Annotated in this window: 13 protein-coding genes; 9 read left to right on the top strand and 4 right to left on the bottom strand. The window is 40.9% G+C overall.

The window, feature by feature from the left end; genetic code table 11:
• Window positions 1-39: 39 nt before the first annotated feature.
• A complete protein-coding gene (locus H8S17_RS04440; RefSeq protein WP_186866397.1) occupies window positions 40-1,680 on the bottom strand; it encodes an ABC-F family ATP-binding cassette domain-containing protein in 1,641 nt (546 codons plus the stop codon).
• Window positions 1,681-2,179: 499 nt separating this feature from the next.
• Here H8S17_RS04440 and H8S17_RS04435 point away from each other — a divergent pair, with 499 nt between their 5' ends.
• The 9 genes from H8S17_RS04435 to H8S17_RS04395 all read left to right on the top strand — a co-directional run bounded on the left by H8S17_RS04435 (window position 2,180) and on the right by H8S17_RS04395 (window position 17,886).
• A complete protein-coding gene (locus H8S17_RS04435; protein WP_186866396.1) occupies window positions 2,180-3,409 on the top strand; it encodes a [Fe-Fe] hydrogenase large subunit C-terminal domain-containing protein in 1,230 nt (409 codons plus the stop codon).
• A gap of 299 nt (window positions 3,410-3,708) precedes the next feature.
• Window positions 3,709-7,254 (top strand): pyruvate:ferredoxin (flavodoxin) oxidoreductase, encoded by a 3,546-nt coding sequence (gene nifJ, locus H8S17_RS04430; RefSeq protein ID WP_186866395.1) that lies wholly within the window; start codon window positions 3,709-3,711, stop codon window positions 7,252-7,254.
• 163 nt (window positions 7,255-7,417) lie between these two features.
• Complete coding sequence (locus H8S17_RS04425; protein WP_186866394.1) at window positions 7,418-9,208, top strand: methyl-accepting chemotaxis protein; 1,791 nt, start codon at window positions 7,418-7,420, stop codon at window positions 9,206-9,208.
• Between the two features lie 110 nt (window positions 9,209-9,318).
• Window positions 9,319-10,119, top strand: coding sequence for a hypothetical protein (locus tag H8S17_RS04420; RefSeq protein ID WP_186866393.1), 801 nt, complete (start codon window positions 9,319-9,321; stop codon window positions 10,117-10,119).
• Between the two features lie 159 nt (window positions 10,120-10,278).
• The gene (nifJ, locus tag H8S17_RS04415; protein ID WP_186866392.1) at window positions 10,279-13,803 is read left to right on the top strand and encodes a pyruvate:ferredoxin (flavodoxin) oxidoreductase; all 3,525 of its coding nucleotides are present in this window, start codon (window positions 10,279-10,281) and stop codon (window positions 13,801-13,803) included.
• Between the two features lie 178 nt (window positions 13,804-13,981).
• On the top strand, window positions 13,982-14,671 hold the full coding sequence (locus H8S17_RS04410) for a hypothetical protein (RefSeq protein ID WP_178050623.1): 690 nt from the start codon (window positions 13,982-13,984) through the stop codon (window positions 14,669-14,671).
• Between the two features lie 178 nt (window positions 14,672-14,849).
• Window positions 14,850-16,505 (top strand): putative manganese-dependent inorganic diphosphatase, encoded by a 1,656-nt coding sequence (locus H8S17_RS04405; RefSeq protein WP_186866391.1) that lies wholly within the window; start codon window positions 14,850-14,852, stop codon window positions 16,503-16,505.
• Between the two features lie 71 nt (window positions 16,506-16,576).
• Window positions 16,577-17,263: an adaptor protein MecA gene (locus H8S17_RS04400; RefSeq protein WP_186866390.1), complete on the top strand. Its 687-nt coding sequence runs from the start codon at window positions 16,577-16,579 to the stop codon at window positions 17,261-17,263.
• Between the two features lie 14 nt (window positions 17,264-17,277).
• Window positions 17,278-17,886, top strand: coding sequence for a flavin reductase family protein (locus H8S17_RS04395; RefSeq protein ID WP_186866389.1), 609 nt, complete (start codon window positions 17,278-17,280; stop codon window positions 17,884-17,886).
• Window positions 17,887-17,926: 40 nt separating this feature from the next.
• Here the strand turns inward: H8S17_RS04395 and H8S17_RS04390 are convergent, their stop codons facing one another.
• From H8S17_RS04390 to H8S17_RS04380, 3 genes are read right to left on the bottom strand one after another with little or no spacing between them, the layout of a single operon-like run.
• Window positions 17,927-18,442, bottom strand: coding sequence for a DUF4364 family protein (locus tag H8S17_RS04390; RefSeq protein WP_178050619.1), 516 nt, complete (start codon window positions 18,440-18,442; stop codon window positions 17,927-17,929).
• Window positions 18,412-19,377, bottom strand: coding sequence for a TIGR01212 family radical SAM protein (locus H8S17_RS04385; RefSeq protein ID WP_243237965.1), 966 nt, complete (start codon window positions 19,375-19,377; stop codon window positions 18,412-18,414). The genes H8S17_RS04390 and H8S17_RS04385 overlap by 31 nt, the downstream gene beginning before the upstream one ends.
• Window positions 19,370-20,524, bottom strand: coding sequence for an NAD(P)-dependent malic enzyme (locus tag H8S17_RS04380; protein WP_186866388.1), 1,155 nt, complete (start codon window positions 20,522-20,524; stop codon window positions 19,370-19,372). The genes H8S17_RS04385 and H8S17_RS04380 overlap by 8 nt, the downstream gene beginning before the upstream one ends.
• Window positions 20,525-20,903: the final 379 nt, after the last annotated feature.

Genomic DNA, 20,903 nt, shown 5'->3' with positions numbered 1-20,903 from the left:
AGGTTTTTCCTTAGCCCATTTTTGATTCAGTTCATTGCGCTAATTATCATTTTCATCATCAGATGACATGGAATAAACAGAACGTTTTCTTGCCATTTCATCATTTTCAAGATATTCATCATAAGTTGTGATCTTATCAATGATCGTTCCGTCCGGTAAAAATTCAATGATACGGTTCGCTGTTGTTTCAACAACCTGATGGTCACGGGAGGAGAAAAGGATAACGCCCGGGAATTTGATCAGACCATTGTTTAATGCAGTGATCGATTCCATATCCAGGTGGTCAGTCGGCTCATCTAAGATCAGTACATTAGAAGCTTCGATCATCATACGGGAGAGCAGTACACGTACTTTTTCACCACCGGAGAGCACACGCATCTTTTTCACACCGTCTTCACCGGCAAAGAGCATTCTTCCTAAGAATCCGCGTACATAAGTTGCATCTTTGATCTCAGAGAACTGTGTCAGCCAGTCTACAATGATCAGGTCTGTATCGAAAATCTTAGTATTGTCTTTCGGAAAATAGGACTGTGAAGTTGTTACGCCCCATTTGTACGTTCCCTCATCCGGTTCTAATTCTCCGGTAATAATCTTAAATAAAGTTGTTTTTGCAAGTTCGTTACCGCCGACAAATGCGACTTTATCATCATGTCCGAGGATAAAGGAAACATTGTCTAATACTTTTACACCGTCGATTGTTTTGCTGAGGTTCTCTACCATCAGTACGTCATTACCGATGTCGCGGGACGGACGGAAGTCGATATATGGATATTTACGGCTGGATGGACGGATCTCATCTAGCTGGATCTTCTCAAGTGCCTTCTTTCTGGAAGTAGCCTGCTTGGATTTCGAAGCATTTGCAGAGAAACGTGAAATAAATTCCTGTAATTCTTTGATCTTTTCTTCTTTTTTCTTATTGGCTTCTTTCATCTGCTTTACTAAAAGCTGGCTGGATTCATACCAGAAATCGTAGTTGCCGGCATAGAGCTGGATCTTTCCATAATCAATATCGGCAATGTTCGTACAGACTTTGTTCAGGAAGTAACGGTCGTGGGATACGACGATCACTGTATTTTCAAAGTTGATCAAAAATTCTTCTAACCATGCAATCGCATCGAGATCTAAGTGGTTTGTAGGCTCGTCGAGAAGCAGGATATCAGGATTTCCGAATAATGCCTGTGCTAACAATACTTTGACTTTTAATGCACCCGGCAGATCTTTCATCAGGGAATAATGCTCTTCAGTCGGAACACCAAGACCATTTAAGACCATAGCAGCATCAGATTCAGCATTCCAGCCGTCCATATCTGCAAATTCGGCCTCTAATTCACTTGCGCGGATACCATCTTCGTCAGAAAAATCTTCTTTCATATAGATAGCATCTTTTTCTTTCATAATATCATAAAGACGTTTATTACCCATGATAACGGTATCTAAGACCGGATATTCGTCATATTTGAAGTGATCCTGCTGTAAGAAAGAAAGACGCTGTCCCGGTGTGATGATAACTTCACCGTTTGTCGGTTCTAACTGACCGGAGAGAATTTTTAAAAATGTAGATTTTCCTGCTCCGTTTGCACCGATCAGACCGTAGCAGTTCCCCTCTGTAAATTTAATGTTGACTTCTTCAAATAAGGCTTTCTTGCCAAGCCTTAACGTGATGTTACTTGCCTGTATCATATAATTTACCTTTCTTTGACGTAACCATGTAAGAATGGTTACTTTTCTACTTATTATAATTATTGTGTCTAACCATAATTATTGTACAAGAAAATCTTTTTTTTGCAAGACTTTCTTCATAAAAGGAAAATATTTTACACATACTTTGAAATATAGGGTTCGAGTATCAAAAGGTGGCTTATAACTTAGTGGCTGGCAAATTGTACAAAGCCGAGCCTGTTTTTATTCCGTTGTACGAAAATAAGAAAATCTAAGTCTGCCTGAATTAGGTTATGACAAAGTGACGTGTACGTCTTAAACGCCCCGTCCATGGGGCGTTAAGACTTTTGCTGCCGTCCATGGCAGCAAAACACTATGCATGAACAGGCTGACTAAGATTTACTAATTTTCTTCCAAAGTCACAAACACAGACTCAGCTTTGTACAATTTGCCAATCAACATACTTGAAGCCACCTTTTGACACCTGAATCAATATAGTAATGAGAGAAAAGAGGATTCCATGAAAACATTAAAAGAACTTTATCAGGACATTATGAAAAAAGAATTAGAAAACGGAAGAAAATTAGAAGAAGAAACAGATGCATATTCCCTCGACTGCCTGCTGCATCCAAAGAACCATGCGGCTGTGATCGCAAAAAATAATTGTACAGACTGCAATATGGATCATGACTGCCAGAAGAGCTGTGTCTTTGATGCAATTTCAAAAATAGATGGCAGACTCTATATCGATCCGGCAAAATGTGCCGGCTGTGGAGCGTGCATCGATGCGTGCAAAATGGGAAATCTGATCGAAAATAAAGAAATCTATCCTTTATTAGAAGTGTTAGCAGAGCAGAAAAAAGAAGTATATGCTTTGGTGGCACCTGCATTCATCGGGCAGTTCGGGGAAGATGTGACAGAAGGAAAGATGCGGAGTGCCTGTAAGAGTGCCGGTTTTTCGGGCATGGTAGAAGTGGCTGCGTTTGCTGATATCCTTACCTTAAAAGAGGCATTGGAATTTCACGTAAATATCCATAAAAAAGGAGATTTCCAGCTTACAAGCTGCTGCTGTCCGGTCTGGATCGCAATGATACGCAATGTTTACCATGAACTGATCGGACATGTTCCGGGGGCAGTATCACCGATGATCGCAGCAGGCAGAGTCGTAAAAGCACTGCATCCTGACGCATTTACAGTGTTTATCGGTCCTTGCATGGCAAAGAAAAAAGAGGCAAAAGAAGAAGATATTGCAGATGCCATAGATGTTGTCCTCACTTTTGAGGAAATGAACGATATATTTGAAGCACTGGGTATCGATCCAAAAACAGAAACAGAAGATATCAGGGAACATTCTTCCATGGCTGGACGTATCTATGCAAAAGCAGGCGGTGTCAGCGAGGCAGTCAAAATGACAGCAGAGCAGTTGAATTTAGAGAATACAGTAGAAATCAAAGCTGAAAGAGCAGATGGTGTCAAAAACTGCAAGGAGCTGATACAGCGTATTTTAAACGGAAAAACCGATGCTAATTTTTTTGAGGGCATGGCATGTGTGGGCGGCTGTGTAGGTGGACCGAAGGTGCTCATTGAAAAAGAGAGTGGGAGAGAATATGTAACGCAGTACGGCAAAGCGGCATCGTATCAGACACCGCTCGAAAATCCTTATATAAGAGAAGTGTTAGAACGTCTTGGATTTACGGAAATTGAAGATTTTGTGGAGCACAGCAGACTGTTAGACCGTACATTTTCCTAAACAGGAGGAATGATTACTTTGTTTCGTTACTGTTCACTCCGTGAGCAGTAACTCGTGATTTTTGCATGAAAGTTCGCTTTGCGAAGCAAAAATCACCACCTGAATCACTTTCTTACGCAGCCAGACAGCAAATGTCTGTCTGCTGTGTGAACTGTAACTTTGTTTCTATTTTTGTACCAAAAAATGTCGTCGAAACTATTGATTTTTTGGCATAAGACCTATATAGTATTATATTAGAGGCGGCATGAAAAAGCCGCCATAAATCTAGGAACATTATAATCTTTTAAGGAGGAAAACAAATGTCTAGAGCAAAACAGTCAATGGACGGTAACACAGCTGCTGCACATGTAGCATACGCTTTTACAGATGTTGCTGCCATTTACCCAATTACTCCTTCCAGCCCAATGGCTGACACTGTTGACCAGTGGTCCGCAGCAGGACAGGAGAACATTTTCGGAAACCAGGTTAAAGTCGTAGAGATGGAATCAGAAGCAGGTGCTGCAGGTGCCGTTCATGGTTCATTAGCATCCGGTGCTTTAACTACAACATTTACAGCATCTCAGGGTCTTTTACTTATGATCCCGAATATGTACAAGATCGCTGGTGAGCAGTTACCATGTGTATTTGATGTATCAGCACGTACAGTAGCTACACAGTCTTTAAATATCTTTGGTGACCACAGTGACGTATATGCCTGTCGTCAGACCGGTTTCGCAATGTTATGTGAAACAAACCCACAGGAAGTTATGGACTTAAGCCCGGTTGCCCATTTAGCAACAATCGAAGGAAAAGTTCCATTCATCAACTTCTTTGATGGATTCCGTACATCCCATGAGATCCAGAAGATCGAGAAATGGGATTATGCAGATTTAAAAGAAATGTGCAACATGGACGCAGTTGCTGCATTCAGAGCACATGCATTAAATCCGGAACATCCTGCAATGCGTGGTTCCCACGAAAACGGGGATGTATTCTTCCAGCATCGTGAAGCTTGTAACACAGCTTACAATGAATTACCGGCTATCGTTGAAAAATACATGAACAAAGTAAACGAGAAACTTGGTACAAACTATGGTTTATTTAACTACTACGGAGCAGAAGATGCAGACCGTGTGATCGTAGCTATGGGTTCCATCAACGACGTAGCAGAGGAAGTTATCGATTACTTAACAGCTAAGGGTGAGAAAGTCGGACTTGTAAAGGTTCGTTTATATCGTCCATGGGTTGCTGATGCATTCTTAAAAGCTCTTCCAAAAACAGCTAAGAAAGTTGCTGTTCTCGATAGAACAAAAGAGCCGGGATCATTAGGAGATCCATTATACTTAGATGTTGCTGCAACACTTCGTGAAGCAGGATTAGATACGATCGTATTAACAGGCGGACGTTACGGATTAGGTTCTAAAGATACACCACCTTCATCTGTATTCGCTGTATACAAAGAATTAGAGAAAGATGCTCCAAAGGCACGTTTCACGATCGGTATCGTAGATGATGTTACAAACTTAAGCTTACCAGAAGTTAAACCAGCTCCTATCACAGCAGCAGAAGGAACTGTAGAATGTAAGTTCTGGGGACTTGGTGGAGATGGTACTGTAGGTGCTAACAAGAACTCTACTAAGATCATCGGTGACCATACAGACAAATACATTCAGGCATACTTCCAGTATGACTCTAAGAAAACCGGTGGTGTTACAATTTCTCACTTAAGATTTGGTGACAAACCGATCAGAAGCCCATATTACATCAATCAGGCTGACTTCGTTGCCTGTCATAACCCAGCTTATGTAAATAAGGGATTCAAGATGGTTCAGGACGTTAAACCAGGCGGAGTATTCATGATCAACTGCCAGTGGTCTGACGAAGAATTAGAGCATCACTTAAATGCAGAAGCTAAGAAATACATTGCTGATAACAACATTCAGTTATATACGATCAACGCTATCGATAAAGCAATCGAAATTGGAATGGGTAAACGTACCAATACAATTTTACAGTCTGCTTTCTTCAAATTAGCAAACGTTATGCCGATCGATGAAGCAGTTGACTTTATGAAAGCAGCAGCTAAGAAATCCTATGGTAAGAAGGGTGACGCAGTTGTAGAAATGAACTACAAGGCAATCGATGCCGGTGTAGATGCAGTACATAAAGTAGAGATTCCGGCTTCATGGTCTAATCCGGCAGCAGATCCTGTTAAGAAACCATACGAAGGACGTCCGGAAGTAGTTAAGATGGTAGAAAACCTTCTTGATCCTATCTCCTTAATGGATGGTGATTCTTTACCGGTATCCGCATTCATGGGTAACCCAGACGGACAGTTTGAACATGGTGCATCTGCATATGAGAAACGTGGTACAGCAGTTACAGTTCCTACATGGAATGCAGAGAAATGTATCCAGTGTAACCAGTGTGCATTCGTATGTTCACATGCTACCATCCGTCCATTCATGTTAAGTGAAGACGAAGTAAAGGCAGCTCCTTCTAATATTAAACTTGCTGATACAAAACCAAAGGCAAGCGAATACAAATATACAATGAGTGTATCTCCATTAGATTGTATGGGATGTGGTGAATGTATCACTGTATGTCCAGTTGGTGCAATCGAAATGGTTCCACAGGAATCTCAGGCAGACGAGCAGCCAGTATTTGACTACTTAGTAGCAAATGTTGGTAAGAAACCGGGAATGCCGGCAGACAATACTGTAAAAGGTTCCCAGTTCAACCAGCCATTACTTGAGTTCTCAGGATCTTGTGCTGGATGTGCTGAAACATCTTACGCTCGTTTAATCACACAGTTATTTGGTGAGCATATGTACATCTCCAATGCAACAGGATGTTCCTCTATCTGGGGTGGTCCGGCTGCTACATCACCATATACAGTAAATAAAGATTCTAAGAAAGGACCAGCATGGGCTAACTCCTTATTCGAGGATAACGCAGAGCATGGTCTTGGTATGGAAATCGGACAGAAAGTTCTTCGTGAGCAGGCAATCGCAAGCGCAGAGAAATGTGCTTCTTCCGATAAAGCAAGCGCAGAATTAAAAGATGCATTTGCTAAATTTGTTGAAACAAAAGATGATACAAAAGCAAATACACCTGCAACAGCTGCATTAGTAGCTGAATTAGAAAAAGCAGCAGCAGCCGGATGCCCGGATGCAAAAGCAGCGGTTGACAAGAAAGATTACCTTGCTAAGAAATCCGTATGGATCTTCGGTGGTGACGGATGGGCTTATGATATCGGATTCGGTGGATTAGACCATGTACTTGCTTCCGGTGAGAACGTAAACGTTATGGTATTCGATACAGAAATGTACTCTAATACAGGTGGACAGGCTTCTAAGGCTTCTAACATCGGTGAAGTTTGTCAGTTCGCTGCAGCAGGTAAAGAAATCGGCAAGAAGAGTCTTGCAGAGATCGCTATGAGCTATGGCTATGTATATGTAGCACAGATCGCTCTGGGTGCAAACATGGCTCAGGCTGTTAAAGTTATCGCTGAAGCAGAAGCTTACAACGGACCTTCTCTGATCATCGGATATGCTCCATGTGAGTTACACGGTGTTAAGGGTGGAATGAACCATTGTCAGGATGAAATGAAGAAAGCTGTTGCAGCCGGATACTGGAATCTCTTCTCCTTCAACCCAGCATTAAAAGCAGAAGGAAAGAATCCATTTACATTAACATCTAAACCTGGTGATGGAACATATCAGGAATTCTTAAATAATGAAACACGTTACAGCCGTCTGACAAGATCCTTCCCGGATCGTGCTAAGAAGTTGTTCGAAGCTTCAGAGCAGGCTGCAAAAGACCGTTACGATCACCTGTTAAGATTAGTTGAATTATACAAATAATTTTTATCAGGCAGACCGTGGATAGTCTGTATCAGGAGTTGTTGTATGAGTTTTTCATACAACAACTTCTTTTTAAATTTTTGAGTGTTTTATTGTACAAACTGTATAGAATATGTTATCATAAGATTGTGGTTATATAAAAAATGTACAAAGGAGAGAAGCTATGAAAAACTTAAAAGTAAGAAACAAGCTCAACCTGATATTGCTCTGCATGGCAGTTATGATCCTTACAGCCGGGATCTGTGCAATCAAGGGATTGAATGATGTACGGAATCATGCAGATGAAGTGTTAGAAGAAGCTGTACGGGTGGATTATGATGAATCAATTAAAGAGGAAGTAGAGAATGCGATTTCCGTTTTGGATCAGTACAATGCTAAGTATGAGGCTGGTGAATACAGTTTAGAAGAAGCAGAGAAACTTGCAGCAGATATGCTTCGTGAAATGCGTTATGGCGAAGATGGTTATTTCTGGGCTGATGATACAGAAGGTAACAATATCGTACTTCTTGGAAGTGCAACAGAAGGAACGAACCGAATGGAAACTGTAGATGGTAACGGCTATCAGATGGTAAAGAATATCATTGCAGTAGGACAGGAAGAAGGCGGTGGATACAGCGATTATGTATTCCCAAAAGCAGGTGAAACCGAGAATTCACCAAAGAGAAGTTACTCAAAATTATATAAACCGTTTGGCTGGGTGATTGGAACCGGAAATTATACAGACAGCCTTGATGAGCAGGTCCAGGCAGAAAGTGCAGAAGTCAATAAGATCGTAAGGAAATGGATCAGTGCCATGTGCGCAGTTGTTGTTATTTTCTTTGCATTGACAGTAATATTGACAATATGTGTGATCAAGGATATTACATCTTCGTTAAAGAGAGTGGTTGCATTTGTTGAGAAGCTTGAAACCGGAGATATGACAGGGCGTGCAAGTAAGCGGCAGTTAGCACGTAAAGACGAATTTGGAACATTAGCAAGAGCAATGAATAATCTTTCTTCGACTTTTGACCATGTGATCAGTGATGTGAAAAACAGCAGTTTTATATTGACAAATGGCGTTGGAGATTCTGTTGAGAATATCGATCTTTTAAATGGTGAGATCGAAGGAGTTTCCGCAACAACCGAAGAATTATCCGCAAGTATGCAGGAAACAGCAGCGGCAGCACAGCAGATCGCTACCATGTCCCATGAGATAGAAACTGTTTCAAAAAGTATTGCAGTACGTTCACAGGAGGGTGCAGAAAAAGCAGTCAGCATACATGAACGGGCAGCAAAAGCAAAAGATGAAACCGAACAGAACCAGCAAAAGGCAAAGACCATACAGTCTGAGATCAGTGTAAGATTAAAACAGGCATTAGAAGATGCCAAAGTCGTAGACCAGATCGAACTGTTAGCAGAGTCTATTATGGAGATTACAGCGCAGACGAACCTGCTTGCACTCAATGCTTCTATTGAAGCAGCAAGGGCAGGAGAAGCCGGTAAGGGATTTGCAGTTGTTGCAGATGAGATCAGAAATCTTGCAGAACAGTCAAAGACAACGGTAGAGAATATCCAGCAGGTAACGCAGGAAGTAACCGGTGCTGTCAGTCAGTTGTCAGAGGATTCCGGCAAGCTGTTAGAATATGTTTCTGAAGATGTTACAGAAAACTTTGATTCTTTCCTGACAGTTGCAAGTGCATACAATGAAGATGCAGCTTATGTGGATGAATTAGTCACTGATTTCAGTGCAATCTCAGAAGAATTACTTGCTTCTATCGATGGGGTCTTAGAGTCAATCGAAAGTGTCAGCAGATCAGCAAATGAAGGAGCCACAGGAACGTCAGATATCGCCGTTAAAGCTGCAAATGTGGCAGAAAAATCTTCGCAGGTGCTTGATGTGATCAAGAATGCAGGCTCAACAGCAGAGGTCTTAAAAGAAAAAGTAAGTAAATTTATTGTAAACGAACACGAATAATTTAGGCAAGGCAGTTCACAGATGATATGTGGACTGCCTTTTTCGGCATTGACAATATATGGAAAATTGATTAGACTATAACCGAAAATAAAATTTAGGAGGATGGATTTATGAAAATCTTAAAAAAAGTATCATGCTTTGTGCTGACACTTGCGATGTTAGCAACAATCGTCAGTGTACCGGATGCAGCATATGCAGCAACAACAAAAGACACAGTTCCTGCAAAGATCCGTATTTATTCTGGAGTTTATGATAACTCTGCGATCAGTTTTGACTATGATAATGCAGGTGATCAGGTAAAGAATGTTAAGACAAGCAACAAGAACCTGATCGCAAGACAGACAAGACAGGAAAGTGCATCAGAAGAATATGCAAAAGACAGTGATTTTTCTTATAATTCTGCACAGATCGGTCTGTATGCAAAAAAAGAAGGAAAATATACCGTATCATTTGATGTATACAGCAGTGATGGAACAACAAAGAGAAACAGCTACAAAGTAACTGTTTTTGCAAAGAATGACAATCCGTTTACAGATATCAAGTACGCGGGAAAATCCCTGTTTTCCTACAATTCTTCTTATAGTTCATCACAGGAGATTGCAACAAAGAGCAGTGGTAAATTATCCATTAAGATGGCAAAAGGATATAAATTAAAGAAAATCGAAGTCATTACCCGCGATAAAGCCGGTAATGAAGTTGTAAAAGTTGTAAAGAACAACAAGAAAATCAAACTTGGTGAATATCCATACAGCTATTCTTATGAATACCAGAGCAGCTACAATCCACAGTACTGGAGAAGTTACTGGTATAAATATATGAATGCATCGACAAGAATCCAGATCACATATAAGGACAAATGGACAAAGCAGGAAGAAGTGACTTCTTACAGCATCAATAAACTTGCAAAATAGAATAGGGCAGTTTATTTCCCCGGTCTATCTGTAATATGCAGATAGGCCGGGGATTTTTTTTGAATGATATGGTTGTTGCCTCAATCCCTTGTTCTATAGAATTCTGGATAAATTTATAGAAAATGGAAATCCTATCAAAAAAAGAAAAGAGGATTTTTTATGGAGCGAAAAAAAGCAGCGATGGATGGAAATCATGCAGCAGCTTATGTGGCATATGCCTATACGGATATTGCAGCGATCTATCCGATCACACCTTCCTCTGTGATGGCAGAGGCAACAGAAGAATGGGCAGTAGAAGGACGAAAGAATCTGTTTGGAAATGTAGTGGAAATTTCAGAAATGCAGTCAGAAGCAGGAGCGGCAGGAGCCGTCCATGGGGCACTTACAGCCGGTACATTAGCCACGACTTTTACCGCATCACAGGGATTGCTTTTAATGATCCCAAATCTTTATAAGATCGCAGGGGAAGGACTGCCGGGGGTCTTTCATGTGGCAGCGAGAAGTATTGCGACACATGCACTCAGTATTTTTGGGGATCATTCGGATGTTTATGCGTGCAGGCAGACAGGAGCAGCTATGCTTTGTGCATCTTCAGTACAGGAAGTGATGGATTTTGCACCAGTGGCGCATGCTTCTGCAGTAGAAGGACGTATTCCGTTTATCCATTTTTTTGATGGATTCCGAACTTCACATGAGATTCAGAAGATCTCCATCTGGGACGAAGAAGATCTGCGTGATATGTTTCCTATGGATTCCTTAAAAAAATTCCGCAGGAATGCCTTAAATCCAGAACATCCGTTTGAGTGTGGGCAGGCACAGAATCCGGATACATTTTTTCAGGTGCGTGAAGCTGCAAACCGTCATTATGAGGAAATACCAAAGATCGTAGAGCAGTACTTTAAAAAAGTAAATGAAAAGACCGGTGCAGATTATCATCTGTTTGAATATTATGGGGATCCAGATGCGGAATGTGTGATCGTTGCCATGGGTTCTGTCTGCGAAACGATCACAGAAACGATTGACCGTCTGCGTATGGAAAATCAGAAGGTGGGACTGATTAAAGTACGCCTTTACCGTCCATTTGCAATAGAGCATTTTATTAAATGTCTGCCGGAAAGTGCAAAAAGGATCGCCGTCATTGACCGGACAAAAGAACCAGGATCAGCCGGAGAACCATTGTATTTAGATGTAGTGTCTGCTCTGCGTGATACAGCATTTGCCGATAGGAAGGTCTATCATGGACGTTACGGATTAAGTTCAAAAGATACGACACCGGAACAGATCGCAGCAGTATTTTTAAATCAGGAAAAGCAGGAATTTACGATTGGGATCAAAGATGATGTGACAGAACTTTCCCTAGAACCCGTTCATATACCGGAAATGCCTGAGAATGAGGTATACAGTTGTAAATTTTATGGGTTGGGAGCAGATGGTACTGTCGGTGCAAATAAAAATTCCATTAAGATCATTGGAGATCATACGGATATGTATGTACAGGCATATTTTGAATATGATTCTAAAAAATCGGGCGGTCTTACGGTATCACATTTGAGATTCGGCAAACAGCCTATCCGGTCTGCTTATCTGGTGCAGAGAGCAAATTTTGTGGCATGTCATAACCCATCTTATCTCTGGAAATACAATATGGTACAGGAACTTGTAGAGGGTGGGACGTTTTTATTAAACTGTCCATGGGAGGAACAGGAAATTGCAGAGCATCTTCCGGGACAGTTGAAGCGTTATATTGCAGAAAATAAGATCCGGTTTTATGTGATCGATGCTGCAAAGATCGGAATGGAAACCGGCATGGGGGCGACAAGGATCAATACGATTTTGCAGGCGGCATTTTTTAAGTTGGCAGATATCCTGCCGGAAACACAGGTGATAGAGTTATTAAAAGATGCAGTCAGACGCACCTATGGCAAAAAAGGTGAAGACATTGTGGAAAAGAACTGTGCAGCCATTGATGCCGGTATGCAGGGAATCAGAAAGATCGAGCTAAAACAGGAATGGCTGTCATGTGAAAGTGATGATCTGTTTGGAAAGAAAATCTGTGCAAAAAGCGAATATGTATCTGATTATGTCAATCATATCCAGCGTGCCGTCAATGCGTTTGAAGGAAATAAACTGCCGGTATCAGCATTTTTAGAATATGCAAGCGGGGCAGTCCCTTCCGGTACAGCGGCTTATGAAAAAAGAAATATTGCTGTACGCATACCGCACTGGATCGCAGGAAATTGTATCGAATGTAACATCTGTTCTTATGTATGTCCACATGCGGTTATCCGTCCGGTGGCAATGGATCATACCGAACGGCAGAAAGCTCCGTCTGGCATGGTCAGCAAAGATATGCGTGGTGCAGAAAAATACCAGTTTGCAATTACAGTATCTGTATTAGACTGTACCGGCTGTGGAACATGTGCAGCCTGCTGTCCGGCAAAGGACAAAGCGCTTGTCATGGAACCTACGGAAAAATACTATGATTACCAGAAATATTATGAATATGGAAGAACGATCAAAGAAAGAGAAGAACTGGTGGAAAAATTTGGAATTTCCAGTGTCAAAGGCAGTCAGTTTAAACAGCCATTATTAGAGTTTCACGGAGCATGTGCCGGCTGTGGAGAAACCGCATATGCAAAACTGGCAACACAGTTATTCGGAGAGAGGATGTATATTGCAAATGCGACCGGATGTTCTTCTATCTGGGGTAATTCATCACCTGCCACACCATATACAATCAATGAGAAAGGAAGGGGACCGGCGTGGTCAAATTCCTTATTTGAAGATGCTGCAGAATTTGGCTATGGAATGTTATTAGGGGCAGATGCGATCCGCAAAAGCCTTCGGGAAAAAGTAGAGGAGATCGTGGAAACGACAAAGATAGAATCATTAAAAAAGGCGGCAGATGCATGGATTTTAAGCTATGAGAACGGGCATGAAAACCAGATGACATCTGAAAAACTGACCGGAGAACTGTTAGAATGTGACTGTCAGCTTGCAGAAGAAATCCTTGAGAAAAAAATGTTTTTATCAAAGAAATCAAACTGGATCTTTGGTGGAGATGGCTGGGCATATGATATCGGTTTTGGAGGTTTAGACCATGTACTTGCCAGCGGCAGGGATATCAATATCTTAGTATTTGATACAGAAGTGTATTCTAATACCGGCGGACAGGCATCAAAGTCAACTCCGATGGGGGCAGTTGCACAGTTTGCAGCCGGTGGCAAAAAAAGCAGAAAAAAAGATTTAGCAGCCATGGCAATGAGTTACGGAAATGTATTTGTGGCACAGGTAGCCATGGGAGCAGATTACAACCAGTGTATCAAGGCATTTACAGAGGCAGAAGCATACCCTGGAACATCATTGATACTTGCCTATGCACCATGTATCAATCATGGGATAAAGTCTGGAATGCAGATGGCGCAGGAAGAAGAAAAGTCAGCAGCAAAGTCAGGCTATTTTCCATTGTTCCGCTATCAGCCGGCAGTTAATGGGCAGGACAAAGCAGTATTTCATTTAGACAGTAAAGAACCAGATGACGGATTTTACGATTTCCTGCATGGAGAACTGAGGTTTGAATCATTAGTCAGACAGAATCCCATATTAGCACGGGAGTTGTTTGAACAGGCGAAGGCGGATGCCGACGCGAGGTATAAAAGCCTTAAGTTTTCCTCTTTACAATAAAACACGATAATGCTACAATCATAGAAGTTAATCACAGTTCAGTGAATGTATTTATGGCTCATATGACATGTTGATCTAAGAAGGCATGATTCTTATGTTATATGGGCTATAGCTGAACGGTTATAAAATATAGTTTCGTATGCATAGATATGAGGGCGGACTTTAGGAGGAAGCATTTATGAGTGGAATGTCACAAAAGTTAAAAGGATATATAGACCGCCGGAAAATACAACGGGAAAGGATAACAGATAACGTGGAAAGAGAAGATTTTTTACTCAGTCAGATTGACGAATTTAGAGAAAAAGCAAAGCAGCTTCAGAATTTGATCTCATCAAAAGAAGATAAAGTGCAGGAACTTCAGGAAATCGTAGAAGAAAAAGAAGGACAGGCAAAAGAACTCTCTGATATTATAGAAGAACGGCAGGATGCGGCAGAACGTGTTGTTTCCGGTGTAGGCGAACAGATTGACGGCATGGTCAATAAAGTAGATGCCAAGTTAAAAGAATTAAACGAAACATTTGCAGAGCGTTTAGCAGAGAATGCGGTAAACAGCACAGAACAGAATGAAGCAGTACGCAAACTGATCGATGAATATCAGGACAAAATGTCAGAAGCGATCAAAGGCTTAGACGGACAGTTTGAAGCAGTTAAGAATGAAATCTGTGAGAAAGTACATACCGAGGACGTGAAATGTTACCGGAATATGCAGACACTGATCGAAGAGTCTGACCGTAAGATCGAAGAAACCAAAGATGCAGTTGCAGAGTTAGTATCTTTAAAGACGATGGTCAAAGTGACACTAGTGTTCACTGCATTGAATTTTGTTGGATTAGCGGCATTTTTGATCCACGTTTTAGGAATTATATAAGAAACATTTTTTGAAACAGGAATATATATAAGATATACGAAGTTCAGGGGGTGTCAGGAAGCAATGCATATACAGCTTTTTTTGACAGCCCTATTCGTTGTATAACAATACCGGCTGTATTACGGTTGACAAAATATTCGTGAATGGTAATACCGGATACATGACAGGTGAGGATGACATGGGATTAGAACAGAAAAATAAAGTATGGATCATAGGACATAAGAATCCTGACACAGATTCAATCTGTGCTGCGATTGCCTATACAGAATTGAAAAACCAAATCAGCAAAGAGCATCATTATGAAGCAAAGCGTGCAGGAAGTGTCAATGAAGAAACAAAATATGTGTTAGAGTATTTTCATATGAAGGAACCAGAGTTAGTGACAGATGTTGGTGCACAGATCAAAGATATTTCTTTTCGGAGGACTGCAGGAGTCACTGACCATATTTCTTTAAAACGGGCATGGGAACTGATGAAAACAGAGAATGTTGTAACACTTCCGGTAACAGATGCAAATAACAGGCTGCGTGGACTGATCGTTACGAGTGATATTGCAACTTCTTACATGGATGTATACGATAACCGTATCTTAGCAACAGCAAAGACACCTTATAAGAATATCGTGGAAACATTAGACGGTATGATCTTAGCAGGAAATGAACATGCATATTTTGTAAAAGGTAAAGTCGTTGTTGCAACCTCGAGTCCTGAGTGGATGGAAGAATTTGTAGAAGACGATGACCTTGTAATCTTAGGAAACCGCTTAGAATCACAGATGATGGCAGTAGAGAATAATGCAAGCTGTCTTGTAATCTGTTCAGGATTTGCAGTCAGTCAGGAAGTGATCGATGCCGCAAATAAGAGAGATTGTGTCATTATCGGGACACCTTATGATACTTTTACAGCTGCACGTCTGATCAATCAGAGTATGCCGATCAAATATTTTATGACAAAAAAAGACCTGATCGGATTTGATGTGGAAGATTATCTTGATGATGTCAAAGAAGTGATGTCAAAAGTGCGTCACAGGGATTTTCCGGTGGTAGATGAAAATAATAATTACATTGGAATGATCTCAAGACGTAATCTTTTAAATACACAGAAAAAGAAAGTAATCTTAGTAGACCACAATGAAAAAGCACAGGCAGTAGATGGGATCATGGGAGCAGAGATCGTAGAGATCATTGACCATCACAGACTAGGCAGCTTAGAAACCATCTCACCGGTATTTTTTCGCAACCAGCCATTAGGCTGTACGTCTACGATCATTTTTCAGATGTATGAAGAAAATGGCATCGAAGTCACAAAGGAGATCGCAGGTCTGCTCTGTGCAGCAATCATTTCCGATACTTTGATGTTCCGTTCACCGACCTGCACAGCGGTTGACAGGGCTGCAGCGGAAAAACTGGCGATTATTGCCGGAATTGATATTGAGATACTTGCAAAGAATATGTTTCAGGCGGGCAGTGATTTTAAGAGAAAGACACCAAAAGAGATTTTTTATCAGGATTTTAAAACATTTTCTGCCGGAGAATATAACTTTGGCGTTGCACAGCTTAGTGCAATGAGCCGGGAAGAAGTAGAGACTGTCAAAGAAAAGTTAAAAGATTATATAAAGATTGTGTTAAATGAACGGAAATTAGATATGATTTTCGTGATGCTGACCGATATAATAGAAGAATCAACAATACTGATCAGTGAGGGAGAAGACGCAGATGAGATGATCGGACGCGCATTTTCTGCCAAAAGGGAAACAGATGGTTACCTGCTAAAAGGTGTCGTATCCAGAAAGAAACAACTGATACCTGCACTTATGGCTGCGATGCAGGAGTAGTGGAAAGCAGACGCAGTCAAAAGTGAGCAGGATGCCTGCAAACTGTAACCTTAGTAAGGGAGTGATACAGAATGAAGTTTGAAAAAATGGAGAATGGTTCTCTGCGTTGTACATTGACGCAGGAAGATTTAGAACAAAATGGCGTGGAACTTGAAGATTTCTTTTCGAATACTGCAAATGCCAGAGAATTTTTAGAAAAACTGATCCGTATTGCGGAAGATGAAGTAGGATATACAACCAATGGAAATATGATGTCTATTCAGGCGGCGATCATGTCTGAGGACGAGATTGTTTTAACATTTTCAGACAGTCAGGTCAGCGGTTCCGAGATCATAGAGCATATCAAAAATATGTTTCATTCTTCCCAGAAAGAAGCAGAACCGGCACAGATAGATGTGAAAGAAGATATTTTATCAGAAGCAGGCGGAAAATCAAAAGATACGCAGTCAGAAGCGAAATGCGATGGTTATGTCTATCTGCTGACATTTGCATCTTTTCCAAGTGTCAGAAATTTCTGCAGGATCCTGCCGCAGAATCATTTAACAGACAGCAGATTGTATTATCTGAATCAGAAGAAGCAGTATTTTTTATGGGCAGATCTAAACAACAGTACCAAGGGCTATGTCTATGAATTTGTAGCTGCGTCGATGGAATATGCAAATGGAATCGAAAAAGACAGTGCACGCAGCAGTTTTTTAGAAGAACATGCAGATGTGATCATTAAGGAACATGCATTAGAAAAATTAGCACAGTTATAAGGAGCGGACAAAAGATGAAGCAGGTATGGAAACCGGGCAATATGCTCTATCCACTTCCGGCAGTAATGGTTAGCTGCAAAAGAAAAGATGAAAAACCAAATATCATTACCGTTGCATGGGCAGGTACGATCTGTACTTCTCCGGCAATGTTATCGATCTCTGTAAGACCGGAGCGGTATTCTTATGATATTATCAAAGAAAGCGGCGAATTTGTGGTAAATTTAGTCACAAAAGACCTGGTATATGCAGCAGACTACTGCGGGGTACGATCCGGCAGGGATACCGATAAATTTAAAGAGATGCATTTAAACGAGCAGAAATCTGTCAAAGTTGCTGCACCGGGAATTGCAGAAAGTCCTGTCAATATCGAATGTAAGGTATGTGAAATAAAAGAATTAGGAAGTCATCACCTGTTTATCGCGGAAGTGGTATCTGTCAGTGTAGATGATGATTATATGAATGAAAAAGGTAAATTTGAATTAAACAGATCCGGGCTTATCACTTATTCCCATGGAGAATATTTTGAACTGGGTAAAAAAGCAGGAAGTTTTGGTTATTCCGTCCGTAAGAAAGCAGCCGGAAAGAAAAACAGATCTGCGAAGAAAAGACCACGTAATAAGTAAATATTTTCAATATAAAAAAGTGTGCATCAGCACACTTTTTTTATTGTATCAGCATATCCATCAGATATGTGTAAATATCCATATTCTGTTCTTTCCAGTTCCGGCAGACCGCTTCTGCCTGAGCTTTTGTCCTGACATGGATCGTAAGATCAATCATGGAGATCTCTTTTTCCTTCAACTGGCAGCGGACATCATAGCCGGATGCAGTAGAGCGGTAAAAGTCAGCAACGACTGCATTTTCATTTTTCAGATCCATTTTATTTTTTTCAAAATAGGCTTTGATATCATTCTGGATCGCAGGAGAGATCTTATCACCGAAGAATTTTAAAGTGTCCTGTCCGGCAGATGTAATATAATACTGGGTATTACTGTGTGAGGATTCTGCACGAATGAGTTCAGAATCTAAAAGCCCGCTTAGAATCTGCTGTACAGTAAAATAATCGGTATAATCCTGCTCTAAAAAGAAATTAGAGATCTGTGTATTGGAAAGTGGAAAGTCCACTTGGTCTAACATAGCTAAAATGGTCATTTTATAGATAGTATTTGGCTCTGCCATTTAATTCCTCCTTTTCCCTGATAACTGTTGCGTTCTTTGAGTGTCTTGCTTATGGTGTTTAAAACACGTTTTTTATCAGCACTCCAAAGAGGAGCTGTTAGTAAACTTTTTGGTCCGTCACCGGTAATTCGGTGGATCACGATATTTTGCGGAAGCAGTTCGATGCAGTCTGCGATCAGATTGGCATAGCTATCTAAATCCATGACAGGAAACGGGTGGTTGTGATATTCGGTATCTAAATCCGTTCCTTTTAAAATATGAAGAAGCTGTAATTTAATGCCGGAAATCGGAAGGTTTGATACATAATCTACAGAATCTAACATCATATCCCTTGTTTCATCTTTCAGACCTAAGATCAGATGTACGATGATCGGAATATTGCATTGATGCAGACGGTTTACTGCACAGTTAAAATCCAAAAGAGTAAAGCCGCTTCGGATGAATTTTGCAGTCTGTGGATGGATCGTCTGTAAACCAAGTTCGATCCAGACAGGTTTTATGGCATTGATCTCGCAGAGCAGATCGATCACATCATCATCTAAACAATCCGGTCTGGTTGCAATCGAAAGGATCACGATATCAGGATGCATGATGGCTTCCATGAATAATTTCCGCAGATAGGGAATAGGTGCATAAGTGTTAGTATATGCCTGAAAATAAGCAATGAATTTTTGCGCGTTGCTCTTTGTGCGAACCTTCTCCTTTGCAGCTTCAATCTGTTCTGTGACAGAAAGGAGAGGAGAAGTGGCAAAATCTCCGGAACCACCGGAACTACAGAAAATACAGCCCCTTGTATCTAATTTCCCATCGCGGTTTGGACAGGTCATACCGCCATTTAAAGATAGGCGGTAGATCTTCTGTCCATAAGTCTTTTTTAAATAATAATCCAGTGAGTAATAGCGTTTGTCACCCCAGAGCATCTGTGTATTATGCATGGATATGGGATTTTACAGCATTGCTCACAACTTCTGCAACCCTTGGATCAAATGCTTCCGGCATAATGAAATCTTCATTTAATTCTTCATCGCTGACGAGAGCTGCAATCGCTTCTGCCGCAGCAAGTTTCATTTCTTCTGTGATGCGTGAAGCTCTGCCTTCTAATGCACCTTTAAAGATACCCGGAAAAGCAACAACGTTGTTGACCTGATTTGGAAAATCGCTTCTTCCTGTTCCAACAACCTTTGCACCGGCAGCTTTAGCGATATCCGGCATGATCTCTGGTGTAGGATTTGCCATTGCAAAAAGGATCGCATCTTTATTCATCGAAGAAACCATTTCTGCACTGACAATATTCGGTGCGGAAACGCCGACAAAGATATCAGCACCTTTTAAGGCATCTGCTAATGTTCCATGTGCATTTTCCAAATTAGTTACTTCTGTCATTTTCTGCTGCATCCAGTTTAAGTCTGGATAATCTTTTCCGATGATACCTTGTCTGTCACACATGGTCACATGCTTAAATCCATAAGTTAAAAGCAGCTTTGTGATCGCAATTCCGGCAGAACCGGCACCGTTTACGACGACTTTGCAGGTTTCTTTCTGTTTGCCGGTGACTTTTAATGCATTGATGATACCTGCAAGTACAACGATTGCAGTACCATGCTGGTCATCGTGGAAAACAGGGATGTCTAACATTTCTTTTAAGCGTTCTTCAATCTCGAAACATCTTGGAGCAGAAATATCCTCTAAGTTAATGCCTCCAAAAGCTGGAGCGATATTTTTTACAGTGGCAATGATCTCTTCTGTGTCCTGTGTGTCTAAACAGATCGGTACTGCATTGACATTGCCAAACTCTTTAAATAATACACATTTACCTTCCATAACCGGCATGGCAGCGTATGGACCGATGTTGCCAAGTCCAAGAACCGCACTTCCGTCAGATACAACAGCAACGGTGTTGGCTTTCATGGTATAGGTATAGGCTTCTTTTTTGTCTTTTGCAATGACTTTACATGGTTCTGCAACTCCCGGTGTATAAGCGATGGAAAGTGCATCACGATCCTTTACAGGTGATTTTGAAACTGTTTCTAATTTTCCGTTCCATTCTTTGTGGGCAGCTAATGCCTTTTCTCCGTAATCCATTGAAAAATACTCCTTTATCTTAATCTTAAATTCTGTAATGATTTTGTATGATAAAATGAAAAAACGTGCTTTTTTATCAGCTTTTATATCATAGCATTAAAAAAAAAACAAATCAAGAAAAAGGACTTTCTATTTTGACGACAGTGGTGTATAATGGTTACTGTTCAGACGCATAGCTTGACACTGCGCTGTCAAGCTATGCGCCATAGTGTTTAATTATTGTGTGATTACAGCCCCTGCCTCGTAGAGGCATTTTAAATGGGCTGTAATCGTTGCTGGTCACACTGTTAGGTGTGAACAGTAACGTATAATGGTTACTGTTTATTGCTATAGCAGTAAATGATAACTGATCCATCGTTATGTCATATCGGCAGAATAA

Source organism: Roseburia zhanii (assembly GCF_014287635.1).
Classification (GTDB): Bacteria; Bacillota; Clostridia; order Lachnospirales; family Lachnospiraceae; genus Roseburia_B; species Roseburia_B zhanii.
This window is presented reverse-complemented; position numbering and strand designations above follow the sequence as displayed.